Genomic DNA, 16,209 nt, shown 5'->3' on the forward strand with positions numbered 1-16,209 from the left:
CCCATGCACATTCTTGAATCCCGCCAGACCGCCGCTGCCCTGCCTTATGCCGCGCTGGTCGATGCCCTCGCGCGGGCCGCGCAGGAACTGGCCAGCGGCGCCATCCGCGCGCCCGAACGCCAGGTCGTTCCCATCGATGGCAACAGCGTCTTGCTGGGCATGCCGGCCATTGCCGAGGATCTCTCGGTGACCAAGCTCATCACCGTGCATGGCGACAATGCACGCCATCAGTTGCCGGCGATCCAGGGTGAGGTGATCGTCTTCGAGACCCACACCGGCCGCCGCCTGGCATTGATGGATGGTCCCACCGTCACAGCGCGTCGCACCGCCGCCATGAGCATGCTGGGCATTCGTACGCTGCTGCCGCGCAGGCCGCAATCGGCGCTGCTCATCGGCACCGGCGCCCAGGCAGCGGCACATGCCGATGCGCTGGCCGAAGTATTCGGTGTCCGTCAATTCTGGGTGGCCGCGCGTGACCTCGCGCGTACCCAGGCTTTCTGCCAGGCCATCAGCGAACGCCATCCGCAAGTGGTGGCCAGTCCGCTCCCGGCACAGATGTTGCAACAGGATCTGCCACGCACCGATGTGGTGATTGCCTTGACCACGTCGCGCGTGGCCGTGATTCCTGAACAGATCGCCGCTGATACGCTGGCCATCGGCGTGGGCGCCTTCAAGCCGGACATGGTGGAGTTCCCGGCCAGCCTGCTGCACGCTCGCCGCATTGTGGTCGATGACCTGGCCGGCGCGCATCACGAAGCCGGGGATCTGATCCAGGCCAAGGTTGATTGGTCCGGGGTGGTGGGCATCGGCGATGTGCTGGCCGGCAAGACCCTGGTCGATACACTGCATGGCGCGGGGGCGCTGCCGGTGTTCAAGACCGTGGGCCAGGCTGCATGGGACCTGGCGGCAGCGCGCGTGATGCGCACCACACTGGGGCTTTGAAATTTGCGCGTGCATGCGCGCCTAATTTGATAAATAATTTACGCTTTTTTCGCGGACGTTCACGCGTTTGCGGTTTCCTTGCAGTTTCCTGACGTTTCACAACAATCATCCTCCTGAAGGAGACACCGTTTCATGGATATTTTCCTCCAACAGATCATCAACGGATTGGTGCTAGGCAGCATGTACGCACTGATCGCCCTGGGCTACACCATGGTGTACGGGGTGCTGAACCTGATCAACTTTGCCCACGGCGACATCCTGATGGTGGGTGCCATGGTCGGCCTGTCGATCCTCAAATTGGTGCAGCAGGTGGCCCCTGACCTGCCGGGCATCGTCAAGCTGATCATCGCCATCGTCGGTGCCATTCCGGTGTGCGTGATCGTGAGCCTCTTGATCGAACGCATCGCTTACCGTCCGCTGCGCAATGCGCCGCGTCTGGCGCCGCTGATCACCGCCATCGGCGTATCGATCCTGCTGCAGACCTTCGCCATGATGATCTGGGGCCGCAGCCCGCTGCCGTTCCCGCAGATCATGCCCTCGACCCCGGTCAACATCGCCGGTGCCCTGATTTCGCCCACGCAGATCATGCTGCTGATCCTGGCCCTGGCCGCCATGATCGGTCTGGTACTCATCGTTGAAAAGACCAAGATGGGCCGCGCCATGCGCGCCACCGCCGAGAACCCGCGCATCGCCGGTTTGATGGGCGTGGACGCCAACCGCGTCATCATCGTCACCTTCGCCATCGGCGCCGCCCTGGCCGCCATCGCCGGCGTGATGTGGGCCGCCAACTACTCCACCGCGCAATTCGCGATGGGCTTCGTGCCGGGCCTGAAAGCCTTCTCGGCAGCGGTTCTGGGCGGTATCGGCAACATCTACGGCGCCATGCTGGGCGGCATCCTGCTGGGCCTGATCGAAAGCCTGGGCGCGGGTTACATCGGCGACCTGACCGGCAACTTCCTGGGCAGCAACTACCAGGACATCTTCGCCTTCATCGTGCTGATCATCGTGCTGACCCTGCGCCCGTCCGGGATCATGGGTGAGCGTGTGGCGGATCGGGCTTAAGTTTTTTTAAGTTTAAAAACCTTAAAAACTTAAAGTCAGAAACTTGGAAATTAAAGAACTCAAGAAATCGGAAGAGAACACTATGGCTCTCATGACCTTCGACATGAAGCGCAACCCTGGACAGGCTCGCATCAGCCTGCTGGTGCTGTTGGCGCTGATGATCATCTTCCCCGTCTTCGCCCAGCAGTTTGGCAATTCGTGGGTGCGCATCATGGATATGGCGCTGCTCTACATCATGCTGGCCCTGGGCCTGAACGTGGTGGTGGGTTTTGCCGGTCTGCTGGACCTGGGCTACATCGCCTTCTACGCCATTGGTGCCTATACGGCGGGCCTGCTGGCCTCGCCGCAGTTTGCGGCGGTGATCGAATCCTTCGTCAACACCTATCCGTCGGTCGGCAATTTCCTGGTCTGGCTGTGCGGTCCGCAGATCGTGCAGAACGGCATCCACCTGTCGCTGTGGCTGATCGTACCGATCTCGGGCGTGCTGGCGGCGATCTTCGGTGCACTCTTGGGCGCGCCGACCCTGAAGCTGCGTGGTGACTACCTGGCCATCGTGACGCTGGGCTTCGGCGAGATCATCCGCATCTTCATGAACAACCTGAATGCCCCGGTGAACATCACCAATGGTCCGCAGGGCATCAACCTGATCGATCCGATCCGCGTGTTCGGCGTCTCGCTGGCCGGTGAACCGGGTTCCGGTTCGATGGTGAAGGTATTCGGCATGAGCCTGCCGTCGGTGAACGCGTATTACTACCTGTTCCTGGTGCTGTGCATCTTCGTGATCTTCTTCTCGAGCCGCCTGCAGGATTCGCGCCTGGGCCGTGCCTGGGTGGCGATCCGTGAAGACGAGATCGCCGCCAAGGCGATGGGCATCAACACCCGCAACGTCAAGCTGCTGGCCTTTGCCATGGGCGCTTCGTTTGGTGGCGTGGCCGGCGCCATGTTCGGCGCCTTCCAGGGCTTCGTCTCGCCGGAATCCTTCTCGCTGACCGAGTCCATCGCCGTGCTGGCCATGGTGGTGCTGGGCGGTATCGGCCACATCCCTGGCGTGGTGCTGGGTGGCGTGATCCTGGCGGCGCTGCCGGAAGTGCTGCGTCACGTGGTGGAACCGCTGCAGATGGCCATTTTCGGCAAGGTGTGGATCGATGCCGAAGTGCTGCGCCAACTGCTCTACGGCCTGGCCATGGTGGTCATCATGCTGACCCGCCCGGCCGGTCTGTGGCCCTCGCCGCGCCATGAAGATCGTCCCGAAGCGGACCATACCAAAGTCGGTACCGCCGGCGAAGTCAAAGCCTAAGCCTTATCAGGAGCACAGAACATGACACAAACACTGCTCAAGATCCGTGACGTCAGCAAGCGTTTCGGCGGCCTGCAAGCCTTGAACGGCGTGGGCATCACCATCGAACGCGGCCAGATCTACGGCCTGATCGGCCCCAACGGTGCTGGCAAGACTACCTTCTTCAACGTCATCACGGGCCTGTATCAACCCGATACCGGCACCTTCGAACTGGATGGCAAACCGTATTCGCCGAGCGCCCCGCACGAAGTGGCCAAGGCCGGCATCGCCCGTACCTTCCAGAACATTCGCCTCTTCGGTGAAATGACCGTGCTGGAAAACGTGATGGTGGGTTGCCACGTGCGCACCAAACAAAATGTTTTCGGAGCGGTGTTCCGCCACAAGGCGGCACGCGATGAAGAAGCGGCGATCCGCGAGAAGTCGCAGCAGCTGCTGGACTTCGTGGGCATCGGCCAGTTCGCCCGTCGCACGGCGCGTCACCTGTCGTATGGTGACCAGCGTCGCCTGGAGATCGCCCGCGCACTGGCGACCGATCCGCAACTGCTGGCGCTGGACGAGCCGGCGGCCGGCATGAACGCCACCGAGAAGCTGGGCCTGCGCGAGCTGCTGGTCAAGATCCAGGCCGAAGGCAAGACCATCCTGCTGATCGAACACGATGTGAAGCTGATGATGGGCCTGTGCAATCGCATCACGGTGCTGGACTATGGCAAGCCGATTGCCGAAGGCGTACCGGCAGACGTGCAGAAGAACCCGGCGGTGATCGAGGCCTACCTCGGTGCAGGACATTAAGCGAGACCACAGAACATGACAACGAACATCCTCAAAGTCGAACAACTGAGCGTGGCCTATGGCGGCATCCAGGCCGTCAAGGGCATCAGCCTGGAGGTCAACGATGGTGAACTGGTGACCCTGATCGGTGCCAATGGCGCGGGCAAGACCACGACCTTGAAAGCCATCACCGGCACGCTGCCCAGCAGCAAGGTAGATGGCCATGTGTATTACATGGGCAATCCGTTGAAGGGCAAGAAGTCCTTCGAGCTGGTCAAGGACAAGCTGGCGATGGTGCCGGAAGGGCGTGGCGTGTTTACGCGCATGAGCATCCAGGAAAACCTGTTGATGGGGGCCTACACCAGCAATGACAAGGGCCAGATCCAGGCCGACATCGATCGCTGGTTCGAGGTCTTCCCGCGCCTGAAGGAACGTGCGGCGCAGATGGCCGGTACCCTGTCGGGTGGCGAGCAGCAGATGCTGGCGATGGCGCGTGCGCTGATGAGCCATCCCAAGCTGCTGTTGCTGGATGAGCCTTCGATGGGTCTGTCGCCGATCATGGTGGAGAAGATCTTTGAAGTGATCCGCAATGTGTCGGCGCAGGGCATCACCATCCTGCTGGTGGAACAGAACGCCAAGCTGGCGCTGGAAGCGGCGCATCGCGGTTACGTGATGGAGTCGGGCCTGATTACCATGGAAGGGCAGGCGCAGCAGATGCTGGATGATCCGCGGGTGAAGGCGGCTTATCTGGGTGAGGGATGATGGGTGGTTTCAGTGCGTGGTGAAGAAACGGGTAAATGATATAAATCATTTGCAGTGAAATCCCATGAAAAAGCGCAGCTCTCGGGCTGCGCTTTTTTTGTTTGAAGGCTAACTACTGAGCCTGAATGAATTTTTATGTCGGGCGAGATGGGCATCGCTAGTGACCAAACTCAATGCTCTTCAATGCGCGCATGAAGTCCCGATAATGAAGTTCGTTCGGCGCTCGGGGATTACGATCCCGAGCGAGGCAAGTGGCGAACTCCAGGCTGTTTTTCTGATTGCCGATCAAGGCGATGAAACATCGTTGTGGCCGTTTAGGTGCCGCATCGCCCATCTCTTTGCGCGTCGGCTCCGTGCGCCGTGTCCAGAGATAGCCGGTCCAGTCCTTGCCGTGAAGCTTCTCGCGTTTGATCTCATCTGGCCGGGTGGCCCAGAGAAAATCCACACCGTATTCGTTGAGCTGTATCGCATCATCGTTCTGATCCAAATCGCCAGTGGGCGCAGGGACGGCGATCCAGTCCGAGATGCCTGAAGCGAGGTAGTCCTGCGTGGATTGTCCGGAGAGAAATCCTTCCGTATTTGCCAGCAGTCCGGGGCCAGGAAAGTCTTCTGGATAATGGCCCATCTGAAGTACCTTGGCACCAGGATAGTGTGCAAGCGCAGTGCATGTGATGATGGGTGAGCTGCTCGGTGGACGCATCGAAAAATGGCAGGTTTCCATGATCCTGCGTTGCTTGAATTTGAAAAGAGTAGCTGCGTTAGCGGTGGCCGCATGGACGTCGCAGCTTGACGTGAGACACAGCATCAGGAACGAAATCAATATCTTCACCGATGAGGATTTTTCGAGGGATCCGGGAGACAGGTTTGGTTCTGTGTTCATGGAAGGAGAAAGTCTCATTGACTATCGAAAGTGATGCTGTAGATCATCTTCATGAAGTCGCCCACATCGAACTCTGCGGGGTCGGTTTTTTTTCCGTTACGTGGCAAGCAGATCAGATCGGAGTACAGTGTCACGGTCGTATTCCCGATGATCAGGAGAAAGCATTCCTTGTCTATCGCGTCGTTGGGACAATCCCGTACAAGATCGCTCTTTTTCAGCCTGGATGATCTGCGCCAGAGATAGCCTCGCCAGTTGTTGGCCGCGATTTTTTCTACCTGAACCTGTCTCATGCTCTTTGCGCACAGGTCCTTCACTAATTGTTCTGTGAGATGCAACTCCTCGCCAGAGATTGCTTCGCCAGTGTCCTCATCTCTCTTGAGTATTCCTTTTGCGCCGGATCCAACGAGCTTTTCTAAAGGATGATTGGTGATCACCAGAGAAATCTGGCGAGCAAAGTCGTTATGCTCAAACTGATTCACGAAGTAGCCAATGCTCATCGCCCGATAGGCATCGGTCAATTGCCGATCCCCACTGCAACTAACCCCGTCAATCGTATCGGCCAGAGTGAGTGCGAACCCGCAGCGATTCTGCATTTCTACGTCCAGATAGATAGGTTCTTGGTCGACTGCTGCTGTGTCAGCGGAGAACGATATCGTTGCAAGCAGGGAGATTTTTGCGGCCGTGGTAATCCAGCTCATTATCTGTCCCTTCGCTGGGCTTGGACGTTTGTGTCCGTTATTTTCTGTCCGTTGAGATCACGACCGACAGGAAATAACCCCTCGCCAGCTGGTGGATTGGGCAAGAGCGTGTTCAGCCATGCAGCATCAGAGAAATTGCGAGGGAGAGGAGGGAGGAAGGGAGGGCTCAGCAGCATGGTGTCTTACTTTGAAAATGGTGACCGGCTGTTATCCCGAAGAGGGGCGTTGGGTGAGGGCCTACATCGGCACGCATGAATCTTTATGATGGTTCCATCGGCAATCGCCAGTGGCCAAACTCGATGCTCTTCAATGAGCGCATGAAGTCCCGATAATGCAGTTCGTTCGGTTCCCTAGGATTACGGTCCCGGGCAAGGCAGGTGGCGAACTCCAGGCTATTTTTTTGATTGCCGATCAAGGCGATGAAACATCGTTGTGGCCGCGTGGGTGTCGCATCGCCCATCTCTTTGCGCGTCGGTTCCGTGCGCCGCGTCCAGAGATAGCCGGTCCAGCCCTTGCCGCGAAGCTTCTCGCGTTTGATCTCATCTGGCCGGGTGGCCCAGAGAAAATCCACACCGTATTCGTTGAGTTGTATCCCATCATCGTTCTGATCCAAATCGCCAGTGGGCGCAGGGACGGCGATCCAGTCCGAGATGCCTGAAGCGAGATAGTCCTGCGTCGATTGTCCAGAGAGAAAACCCTCCGTGAAGGCCAATAGGCCAGGTCCCGGAAAGTCCTGCGGATAATGGCCTATCTGCAGCACCTTGGCGCCAGGGTAGTGGGGAAGGTCCGCACAGGTGATGAAGGCTGCACTGGGCGGTAGCTGCATATCGAGAAGACATGTGCGTCGGACGTCACTTCTAACGTCACGTGCGAAGGCTTCGCGGTTTCCTGCCATGCTGGTGGTCGCCAGCGTGGCCGTGAATAAGAGCGAGCAATAGAGCAGACACATGTCCAACGATATTCTCCTGAATGGAAGATGGTTCTTTCGAGCGGATGGCGCAAGTAGCCAGGGGACCTGATCGGGAAAGATAAGTAAAAAGAAAATTAGTCCGTATTGAATCTGATGCTGCGAATCATCGTGAGGAAGTCCTCAAAGTCAAAATCGGCAGGATGGGTTTTCTTGCGTTTTGTTGGCAAGCAGGCTGGGCCGAAGTGCAAGATCCTGGATCGATTGCCGATGATCGCTACGAAGCAGGTACTCGACGACAGCCTTGAGTACATCGCTTTCAACCATGACCTGGCTGAAGAAAGTAGCAACTCTTACAGGTGACGACGACAATTGATATTTACGAGAGAGAACTTGCCAGTTAGGGTGTAGGTGGGGAGGCATTGATCCACGATCTTCGTCCAGTGCACCTTGTTCTAGCCGTTTAATTGCCTTTTTCCAATCCACACCTGCAAGCTTTGCGACTGACGATTTAGCCGGTATTATTTGAGCCATCTCTTTCAACGACATCCATCCATTCCTTCTAAAGACAAGCAAGAATTCACGCGGATTGAACCGCCACTTCGCCATCAAGATCTCTTTGTGATCGATGCAAAGCGCCCTCGCATGCTTTTTGAATTGCTCAAATCCCTCGGCATTCAACCGCGCCGGCACACCATTCTCACTGCGTGTCAGCCATGACCATCGCGCCTCCAGCCTGGCCGCATCCCACTCACTTTCCACCCTGCAGATCAAGCGCGAAAGCCGCTCGCGCGCAGTCTGGTCATCCAGTGCCTTCAAGGCCTCTTGTTCCGTCACCTTGCCGTCGCCATCCAGATCCAGCCATCGGGAGACAGCGCTGGCTGCGCATCGGCTGTCCACGGATCGGGAATGGTCTTCTTCCCTGACCAGATGCCAGTGGTGCCAGGGAGGGAAGTCGGCATCGCTGTATTTGTGGATTCCCGCGCCATTCAGATTGACCCAGCCTTTGCCTGTGGGCAGCACAATCTCCCGCCAGTGCGGTACATCGGACGGTACCAGCGGATCAGGCCCCACGATCCTGCCGAAGCGCAGCAGTTCATAGACTGCGCTGGGCGCCGGACGCTTGCCTTCGGGATAGGCCAGGCTGATCTTGTTGGCGCTGGCGTAGAGGAGATATTCCGCTTCCGGCAAGCGAAGGGATTGCCCTATTCGCTCTCCATCCGCACGATAGGTCGTGATGAGCAGGTCGCCACGCTGTGCGGGTGCGCCGTCACCTTCGGCATAACGCAGTCCGACGATCAGCATTTCCTTGCTCAACTGCAGCGTTTCGGTCTCCGGCGTACTCTGGTTACGTGGTGGTTCTTTCACATAAAACCGGGTACCGGCAGGCAGCAGGAAATACATTTCACCGAAGAGCACATCGGTGCGTCCGTCGCGGCTCAGGTCCAGCTTGTTGTCGCTGCGTCCGATCAATTTTCCAAGGTTGGCGTCATCGCAAGCGATCTCGAAGTGGATCAGTTTGCGTGAGCTGTCATGGCACTGGCCGGCCATCCCCAGCAGATCCTTGCGGTAGACTTTTTTGCCCGCCTTCATGCCGGCTTCCACCTGGCTCAGATGCATGTAGAGCGAATAGAAGACGATCTGGGAGGCCGCTGCACCCTCTCCGATGTCGGTGTCATGGCGGATCACAACGCAGCCATCATCGGTCCAGCCCAGATAGTTCAGGGCATGTTCACGATTGTCGTTCTTTGGCGTGGCACTACGGCTGAAGATGACCGTGCCATCGGCAATGGCATGGACCCATTCCGTGCCCTTGGCGTGAGCAGGGGCGTGCACATGCAGACCGCCATGCCAGTTGAGATCACGACTGACAGGAAAGAACCCCTCGCCAGCTGGCGGATCGGGCAAGAGCGTGTTTAGCCATGCGGCATCGGAGAGATCGCCGGGGCGCGGCGGCAGAAATGGAGGGCTCAGCAGCATGGCAACTCACTTTGAAAACGGTGACCGGTTTTTTTCTTGAACAGGGGCTTTGGGCAAAAGAGGGAGTTCGAGCTTGATGCGCGCGGCGCCGTCCAGCAGCTTCTGCCCCGCATGGATTGTCAGCGTCCCCGGACACAACACCGTAATGTTCCCGCCCTCGATGACGATACTGGCCCCACCCGCCGTGGCCAGCGTGATCTTGCGGGCCGCTGCCCAGCTCACACCCGCATTGGCACTGACGATCTGCAAGGGATCACGCGCCTGCACGGCCAGTCCCCCTGCCTGTGCCTGCACATCGATGTCGCGCTGTGCTGCGATCATCTGCAAGCCGATGCCCTTGTCGCCAGCAGCCGTGGCCCCGCCCAGCAGTCCGATGGCCTGCTGCGTGCGCAGCCGGAATTGCTGACCACTGACGTGCTGGGCATCCTGTCCGTTGATCAGGCTGACGCCGCCACCATTGGCCAGTTGCAGATGCTGTCCCGCCACCACGCCCAGCCCTTCCTTCGCGGCGATCTGGATCAGCGGTGTACTGCTGGCAGGCAGGTCCTGCTGCGCAATCTCGGCCTGCCCGGCGATGGCCTGCTTCATCGCATCGAGTCCCTCTGCCATCCCCACCGTGCGATGCGTGCGGACTGCCTCGTCGAAGGTCTTGCTGATATGTGCGGCCTGTCGTGCCATCGCCCGTTGGCCCGTGTTGTCCCCGGCCGGGTCACGATGCTGGGCGCGATGTTCCACCCGATAACTGGAGAACAGAATGCCGCGTCCCGCACGAATGACCCCATAGGCATCAGTACGCAATTCCACGCCCGTGCCACGGAAGCTGCCGCGATAATTGTCGGCGCTGTGGATCAGGTGACCGAGATTGAGTTCGCTGCCGGCCTGCGTGGTCTTGAGCTGGATGCGGCCACGCTGGTTGCTGTCGTCGAAGAGCAGCTGGTTGTATCCCCAGCCGCCAAATTCCTTGGACCGGATGCCCCATTGCGCAGCGGGATTGCGATGCCCATCCAGATCGGCACTGGCACCATGCCACGTTGGCGCATTACCGCCAGCCAGATTGCCCTGGCCACTGATGGCGGTATCGCCGGCTTGGTGAAAAACCCGGATTTCGGCAGAAACCTTCACTTCTCCACCAGGCGTCGGGGCGACACCTCCCTCCCCGCGGCCGTTGTAGAGGGCACCGAGCACAATCGGTCGTTCCAGGTCGTTTTCGAGGAACTGCACCAGCACTTCCTGCCCGATGCGCGGCAGGAACTGCATCCCCATGCCCGGGCCGGCGCAGCGCTGGCCCACGCGCACCCAGCAGGTGGCCGCCGCGTCGTCGTGCCGTCCCTGCCAGTGGAAACGGATGCGCACGCGGCCCAACCGGTCGCAGCAGATTTCATCGGGGCCGTTGGGCTGGGTCTCGCCCTGGTAGCCGACCACGATGGCGCTCTGGCTACCGTGCGACGGCGCATGCGGACGGCGCTCCATGCCCGTGCCATCGGCCAGGACGGGACGCCAGGGAATATCGGCGCGGATCGCTTCGAACACATTGGCGTATCCCATGCGGCGCGCCAGTGCAATCAGGCCCTGATCACATGCCAGCGGCTGGACCATCCCGGTAGCCTTGAGACAGGTTGCGACAGCCTCCTCCAGCAAGACCGGCAAGGGTCCGAACAACTCAGCCAGTGCCGCTTCGGTATCGGCAGGGAGATTGTTGACGCCCACACCGAGCACCGAGAGCACGGCATAGTCGCGTTCCTTTCCGGCCAACGGTCCCTGCATCAAGGTGAAGCGCGATCCGGCCCGCAAGCTGCGTACCGTGCCGCGTCCGCGCCAGAGCTTGTTACGGGCCTCGGCGGCTTCCATCATCAGGCGCGCGTGACGGTCTGCGGCGTCGCTGTCGTCATGGGCGGCCAGGCCTGCACTGTCGTAGCTTTCCAGCCATGGCGCGGCGCGGCCGCCGAAGGCGTGATGGGTGGGGATGCTGGCGGCGATGGCTCGTTTGTTTTGGTCGTCGTAGGACAGCAGCGCATAGCTGGCCGCTTGCAGGCTGCGACTCGCGGTCAGGGCCTGGATGCCATCCTGTTGCTCCTGCTCCCTGGCGCCATGAAAGCGGATGCCCCCATGGGCTGCGCTGGTCGCATCTTCGGGAAAGCAACCGCGCGCAGTACTGTCGGCAAAGATCACCATGCGATGTCCCTGCGGGCTGGTCGCATGTTCTTCCATGCGCCATGAGAGCCCTTCGCCGGCTAGCAGGCGGCTGATGAAATCGAAATGAGTCTGACGGTATTGCACGGTATAGCTGCGCAGCGGCAAGCGATCCAGGCAGGCCAGCGCATCGGCAGACCAATGCCAGTCGGCGTGTTGCAGGAATTCGCGGAAGACGTCTTCGACCACTTCCAGCAGGCTTTTGTCTTGCCAGACGCGGCTGGTGCCGGCCTGTGTGAGCAACCACGGCCAGGGTGCCAGGCGCAGGCGATAACGGCAGAAACCGCCATCGCCACCCAACCGGGCGACTTCATGGATCAGCCCGGTACAGCGATGGACACCACCATCGGCCAGACGCATCTCCAGCGTTGCGCGGCAACCCAGCAGGGACTTCGCTGGCGCGTCTGCATCCAGGCTCAGGACGATCAGCTCGGTGGCACCCACCGCATGCAGGGCATCGACGGTCACATGGGCCTCGACCAGGAAACGGTCTTGCGGCTGACCCGCCAGCTGCAAACGGTAGAGACGCTTTGCCGCAGAAAAGCGCAGCAGACGGGACAACAACTGGCGGGTGGTATCCATGAGCAAGCCCGGAGCAATGATGGGCCGTCATTCTTGTTCGACGCGTTCGGCTTGCCAGAAAAACACCGAAAATCCTCGGCAAAACTCGAAATGAACCGAAGAATGCTTCGAATTATTTGTGATTCCCGCTGACCAGGCCCTTGCTTGCACCGGTTCGGGCCGATTCGCAGCGCTTGCCACCGCCGCAAGCCGCGACAGCTCTGCACAAGACGCCGATACTGCCGAATTGTGGAAAATTTAAGTTTGTATAATTTCAATATGCCAAATTAAATATTGGTTATGAGGTTCAAATACAGAATTAATATTGGCATCAAGCACATAGAATCCGGTTGCCCATTTCCATCCCATTTCGACTCCAGACCATGACCACCGTCGCCTCCGCCGCCCCTGCGGCCTCCGCTTCCAGCCTGCCCTTTGGCTCTTTCCAGGCCGAGTTGCTGCCGGCCCCCAGCCCGCTGCGTGCGGCCATCACCGCCGCCTATCGTCGCGACGAGCGCGAGGCCGTGCAATGGCTGCTGCAGCAGGTGCAGGGCCAGCAACCCTGGAAGGATGCCACCCGGCAACTGGCCAGGAAGCTGGTGCAGCAGGTGCGCGAGAAGCGCACCCGGTCCTCCGGCGTCGATGCGCTGATGCACGAGTTCTCGCTGTCCTCGGAAGAGGGGGTGGCGCTGATGTGCCTGGCCGAGGCACTCTTGCGCATCCCCGACCGCCAGACCGCCGACCGTCTCATCGCCGACAAGATCAGCAAGGGCGACTGGCGCAAGCATCTGGGCGAGTCGCCCTCACTGTTCGTCAATGCCGCCACGTGGGGTCTGCTCATTACCGGCAAGCTGGTCTCCACCAGCAGCGAAAGCGGCCTCACGCAAGCCATCACGCGCCTCATCGGCAAGGGCGGCGAACCGCTCATCCGCAAGGGCGTGGACCTGGCCATGCGTATGCTGGGCAATCAGTTCGTGACCGGCCAGACCATCGACGAGGCGCTGGAAAACAGCCGCGACAACGAAAAGCGCGGCTATCGCTATTCCTACGACATGCTGGGCGAAGCGGCACTGACCATGCACGATGCCGATGCCTACTACCAGTCCTACGAGAGCGCCATCCACGCCATCGGCCGCGCTTCCAATGGTCGCGGCATCAAGGACGGCCCGGGCATCTCGGTCAAGCTGTCGGCCCTGCATCCGCGCTACTCGCGCGCCCAGCATGCGCGCGTGATGGGCGAACTGCTGCCGCGCCTGAAGCAGTTGCTGCTGCTGGCCAAGCAATACAACATTGGCCTGAACATCGATGCCGAGGAAGCCGACCGCCTGGAACTGTCGCTGGACATGATGGAAGTGCTGGTGGCCGATCCCGACCTGGCCGGTTTCGAGGGCCTGGGCTTCGTGGTGCAGGGCTACCAGAAGCGCTGCCCCTTCGTCATCGACTATCTGGTCGATCTGGCCCGCCGCAACGGTCGTCGCCTGATGATCCGCCTGGTCAAGGGCGCTTATTGGGATAGCGAAATCAAGCGCGCCCAGGTCGATGGCCTGGAAGGCTATCCGGTCTACACCCGCAAGCTGCATACCGACCTGTCCTACCTGACCTGCGCGCAGAAGCTGCTGGCCGCCACCGACGTCATCTATCCGCAGTTCGCCACGCACAATGCGCATACGCTGGCGGCGATCTATCACTGGGCCAGGCAGCACCAGATCGACAACTACGAATTCCAGTGCCTGCACGGCATGGGCGAGACCCTGTACGACCAGGTGGTCGGTGCCGACAACCTGGGCAAGGCCTGCCGCATCTATGCGCCGGTCGGTTCGCACCAGACGCTGCTGGCCTATCTCGTGCGCCGTCTGCTGGAGAATGGTGCCAACTCTTCCTTCGTCAACCAGATCGTGGACGAGGCCGTGCCGCTGGATCGTCTGGTGGCGGATCCCATCGAGACCGTGCGCGCCCAGGGCGGCGTGCCGCATCCGGCCATTGCCCTGCCGCAGCAGCTGTATGGCCAGGAGCGCAAGAATTCAGCAGGCATTGATCTCTCCAACGAATCACGCCTGCAGCAACTGGGCCAGTTGTTCGTCTCCATGGCCCAGCGCCAGTGGCAGGCCGCGCCGCTAATCGCCGGCGACATCGTTGCCCAGGCTGCACAGCTCGTACGCAACCCGGCCGACCATCGCGAAGTCGTGGGTCAGGTCAGCGAAGCCACCGTGGCCGATGTCGATACCGCGCTCACCGCAGCGACTGCCTATGCACCGCAATGGCAATCGACACCGGCCGCCGAGCGCGCCGCCATGCTGGAACGCGCGGCCGACCTGCTGGAAGAAAATATCGCCGAGCTCATGGCCCTGGCCGTGCGTGAAGCCGGCAAGTCGCTGCCCAATGCGATTGCCGAAGTGCGCGAAGCGGTGGATTTCCTGCGCTACTACGCCATCGCCTCGCGCCATGACGGCAACGTGCTGGCCTGGGGACCGGTGGTGTGCATCAGTCCGTGGAATTTCCCGCTGGCGATCTTCATCGGTGAAGTCAGTGCCGCCCTGGCTGCCGGCAATGTGGTGCTGGCCAAGCCGGCCGAGCAGACCGCGCTGATCGCCCATCGCGCCGTGCAACTGCTGCATGAGGCGGGTGTCCCGCGCGCCGCCCTGCAATTGCTGCCGGGCCGTGGTGAGACCGTGGGCGCCGCGCTGACCTCGGATGCGCGCGTCAAGGGCGTGATCTTCACCGGCTCCACTGAAGTGGCACAGCTCATCAATCGCACCCTGGCCCAGCGCAAGCATGATGATGGCGATGGCAGCGGCGAACACGGCGAGGTCCCGCTCATTGCCGAGACCGGCGGCCAGAATGCCCTGATCGTGGATTCCTCGGCCCTGGCCGAGCAGGTGGTGCAGGACGTGCTGTCCTCGGCCTTCGACAGCGCCGGCCAGCGTTGCTCGGCCCTGCGCATCCTGTGCCTGCAGGAAGACATCGCCGACCGCACTCTGGAAATGTTGAAGGGGGCCATGGCCGAACTGCGCGTGGGCCGCCCGGACCGTCTCTCCACCGACATCGGCCCGGTCATCGATGCCGAGGCCCGGCAGAACCTGCTGGCCCACATCGAGCGCATGCGCAAGAGTGCGCGTGCCGTCCACCAGCTGCCGCTGGGCGAGGATTGCCAGCACGGTACTTTCGTGCCCCCGACCGTCATCGAGATCGACGACCTGGGACAACTGCAGCGCGAAGTCTTCGGCCCGGTGCTGCACGTGCTGCGCTATCGCCGCGATGCCCTGCCGCAGCTCATCGACGCCATCAACGCCACCGGCTATGGCCTGACCCTGGGCGTGCATTCGCGCATCGACGAGACCATCGATTTCGTGGCCCGGCACGCCCACGTGGGCAACATCTACGTCAATCGCAACATCGTCGGCGCGGTGGTGGGCGTGCAGCCCTTCGGCGGCGAAGGCAAGTCCGGTACCGGTCCCAAGGCCGGTGGCCCGCTCTACCTCAAGCGCCTGCAACGCCATGCGCAACTGCACGAAGAGCTGACCCGCGCACAACCCGCAGAAGTGCCCAACACTCTGCTGGACAGTCTGCTGGACTGGGCCCGCACGCACGGCCATGAACGCCTGGCCGCCAGCGGCCAGCGCTATCACCGCGACAGCCTGCTGCAGCGCAGCCTCCTGCTGCCCGGGCCGACCGGCGAGCGCAATACCCTGGCCTTCGCCCCGCGCGGCCTGGTGCTGTGCGTGGCCGCCAGTGTCGGTACGCTGTTGAATCAGCTGGCCGCAGCCTTTGCCACCGGCAATACGGTGGTGGTCGACGAGGCCACGGCAGCGCTGCTGCCGGCTGGCTTGCCGGCCCCGGTGCGTGCGGCCATCCGCCGCGCCAGCCAGCTCGATGCCGAGCCGCTGCAGGCGGCCCTGGTGGACAGCCATCAGGCTGCCCCCTGGCGGGTACGCCTGGCCGCCCGTGAGGGTGCGCTGGTGCCGCTGATCCTGTGCAGCGAAGACGGCGCCATCCCCCTGTGGCGCCTGCTGGCCGAGCGCGCTCTGTGCGTCAACACCACGGCCGCGGGCGGCAATGCCAGCCTGATGACCATTTCGGTGTAATCGCTCCCGCTGCCTGAGACGGGCGCCCCGGCCTTGTGGCCCGGGCGCCCGTTTTCCTTGCGGGCGTACAATATCGGCCT

Annotated in this window: 11 protein-coding genes; 6 read left to right on the forward strand and 5 right to left on the reverse strand. The window is 61.1% G+C overall.

Annotated features, from left to right (window positions below; translation table 11 throughout):
* Window positions 1–3 precede the first annotated feature (3 nt).
* The 5 genes from GWL_RS21165 (at window position 4) to GWL_RS21185 (ending at window position 4,831) form a co-directional block, all read left to right on the forward strand.
* Entirely contained in the window at window positions 4–942 is a 939-nt protein-coding gene (locus GWL_RS21165; RefSeq protein ID WP_008334233.1) for a delta(1)-pyrroline-2-carboxylate reductase family protein, read from the forward strand.
* Window positions 943–1,074: 132 nt separating this feature from the next.
* Window positions 1,075–2,004 carry a branched-chain amino acid ABC transporter permease gene (locus GWL_RS21170; protein WP_008326430.1) on the forward strand — a complete coding sequence of 310 codons (930 nt, stop codon included), beginning with the start codon at window positions 1,075–1,077 and terminating at the stop codon, window positions 2,002–2,004.
* 82 nt (window positions 2,005–2,086) lie between these two features.
* Entirely contained in the window at window positions 2,087–3,301 is a 1,215-nt protein-coding gene (locus GWL_RS21175) for an ABC transporter ATP-binding protein (RefSeq protein ID WP_034349864.1), read from the forward strand.
* Between the two features lie 21 nt (window positions 3,302–3,322).
* Window positions 3,323–4,090, forward strand: coding sequence for an ABC transporter ATP-binding protein (locus GWL_RS21180; protein ID WP_008326432.1), 768 nt, complete (start codon window positions 3,323–3,325; stop codon window positions 4,088–4,090).
* A gap of 15 nt (window positions 4,091–4,105) precedes the next feature.
* Window positions 4,106–4,831, forward strand: coding sequence for an ABC transporter ATP-binding protein (locus tag GWL_RS21185; protein ID WP_008326433.1), 726 nt, complete (start codon window positions 4,106–4,108; stop codon window positions 4,829–4,831).
* 157 nt (window positions 4,832–4,988) lie between these two features.
* Here GWL_RS21185 and GWL_RS23985 read toward each other — a convergent pair whose 3' ends face one another.
* The 5 genes from GWL_RS23985 to GWL_RS21220 all read right to left on the reverse strand — a co-directional run bounded on the left by GWL_RS23985 (window position 4,989) and on the right by GWL_RS21220 (window position 12,068).
* Window positions 4,989–5,711: a hypothetical protein gene (locus GWL_RS23985; protein WP_237713617.1), complete on the reverse strand. Its 723-nt coding sequence runs from the start codon at window positions 5,709–5,711 to the stop codon at window positions 4,989–4,991.
* 14 nt (window positions 5,712–5,725) lie between these two features.
* Window positions 5,726–6,409, reverse strand: a complete 684-nt coding sequence (locus GWL_RS21195) for a hypothetical protein (protein ID WP_034351573.1) — start codon at window positions 6,407–6,409, stop codon at window positions 5,726–5,728.
* A 259-nt stretch (window positions 6,410–6,668) separates the two neighbouring features.
* Window positions 6,669–7,358 (reverse strand): hypothetical protein, encoded by a 690-nt coding sequence (locus GWL_RS21200; protein WP_085943585.1) that lies wholly within the window; start codon window positions 7,356–7,358, stop codon window positions 6,669–6,671.
* Between the two features lie 147 nt (window positions 7,359–7,505).
* On the reverse strand, window positions 7,506–9,296 hold the full coding sequence (locus tag GWL_RS23155) for a M23 family metallopeptidase (RefSeq protein ID WP_008334251.1): 1,791 nt from the start codon (window positions 9,294–9,296) through the stop codon (window positions 7,506–7,508).
* Between the two features lie 6 nt (window positions 9,297–9,302).
* Entirely contained in the window at window positions 9,303–12,068 is a 2,766-nt protein-coding gene (locus tag GWL_RS21220) for a type VI secretion system Vgr family protein (protein ID WP_008334259.1), read from the reverse strand.
* Between the two features lie 362 nt (window positions 12,069–12,430).
* On the opposite strand from GWL_RS21220, the gene putA reads away from it, so the two are divergent.
* A complete protein-coding gene (gene putA, locus GWL_RS21225; protein ID WP_008334262.1) occupies window positions 12,431–16,129 on the forward strand; it encodes a trifunctional transcriptional regulator/proline dehydrogenase/L-glutamate gamma-semialdehyde dehydrogenase in 3,699 nt (1,232 codons plus the stop codon).
* Window positions 16,130–16,209: the final 80 nt, after the last annotated feature.

It is taken from the genome of Herbaspirillum sp. GW103, from assembly GCF_000261365.1.
Taxonomy (GTDB): domain Bacteria; phylum Pseudomonadota; class Gammaproteobacteria; order Burkholderiales; family Burkholderiaceae_D; genus Herbaspirillum.

Excerpts from the sequence above, each read along its gene's own strand:
- GWL_RS21165 (WP_008334233.1), top strand. The coding sequence starts at position 4 with ATGCACATTCTTGAATCCCGCCAGACCGCCGCTGCCCTGCCTTATGCC.
- GWL_RS23985 (WP_237713617.1), bottom strand. The coding sequence starts at position 5,711 with ATGAACACAGAACCAAACCTGTCTCCCGGATCCCTCGAAAAATCCTCA.
- GWL_RS21175 (WP_034349864.1), top strand. The coding sequence starts at position 2,087 with ATGGCTCTCATGACCTTCGACATGAAGCGCAACCCTGGACAGGCTCGC.
- GWL_RS21200 (WP_085943585.1), bottom strand. The coding sequence starts at position 7,358 with ATGTGTCTGCTCTATTGCTCGCTCTTATTCACGGCCACGCTGGCGACC.
- GWL_RS21170 (WP_008326430.1), top strand. The coding sequence starts at position 1,075 with ATGGATATTTTCCTCCAACAGATCATCAACGGATTGGTGCTAGGCAGC.
- putA (WP_008334262.1), top strand. The coding sequence starts at position 12,431 with ATGACCACCGTCGCCTCCGCCGCCCCTGCGGCCTCCGCTTCCAGCCTG.
- GWL_RS23155 (WP_008334251.1), bottom strand. The coding sequence starts at position 9,296 with ATGCTGCTGAGCCCTCCATTTCTGCCGCCGCGCCCCGGCGATCTCTCC.
- GWL_RS21180 (WP_008326432.1), top strand. The coding sequence starts at position 3,323 with ATGACACAAACACTGCTCAAGATCCGTGACGTCAGCAAGCGTTTCGGC.
- GWL_RS21195 (WP_034351573.1), bottom strand. The coding sequence starts at position 6,409 with ATGAGCTGGATTACCACGGCCGCAAAAATCTCCCTGCTTGCAACGATA.
- GWL_RS21185 (WP_008326433.1), top strand. The coding sequence starts at position 4,106 with ATGACAACGAACATCCTCAAAGTCGAACAACTGAGCGTGGCCTATGGC.
- GWL_RS21220 (WP_008334259.1), bottom strand. The coding sequence starts at position 12,068 with ATGGATACCACCCGCCAGTTGTTGTCCCGTCTGCTGCGCTTTTCTGCG.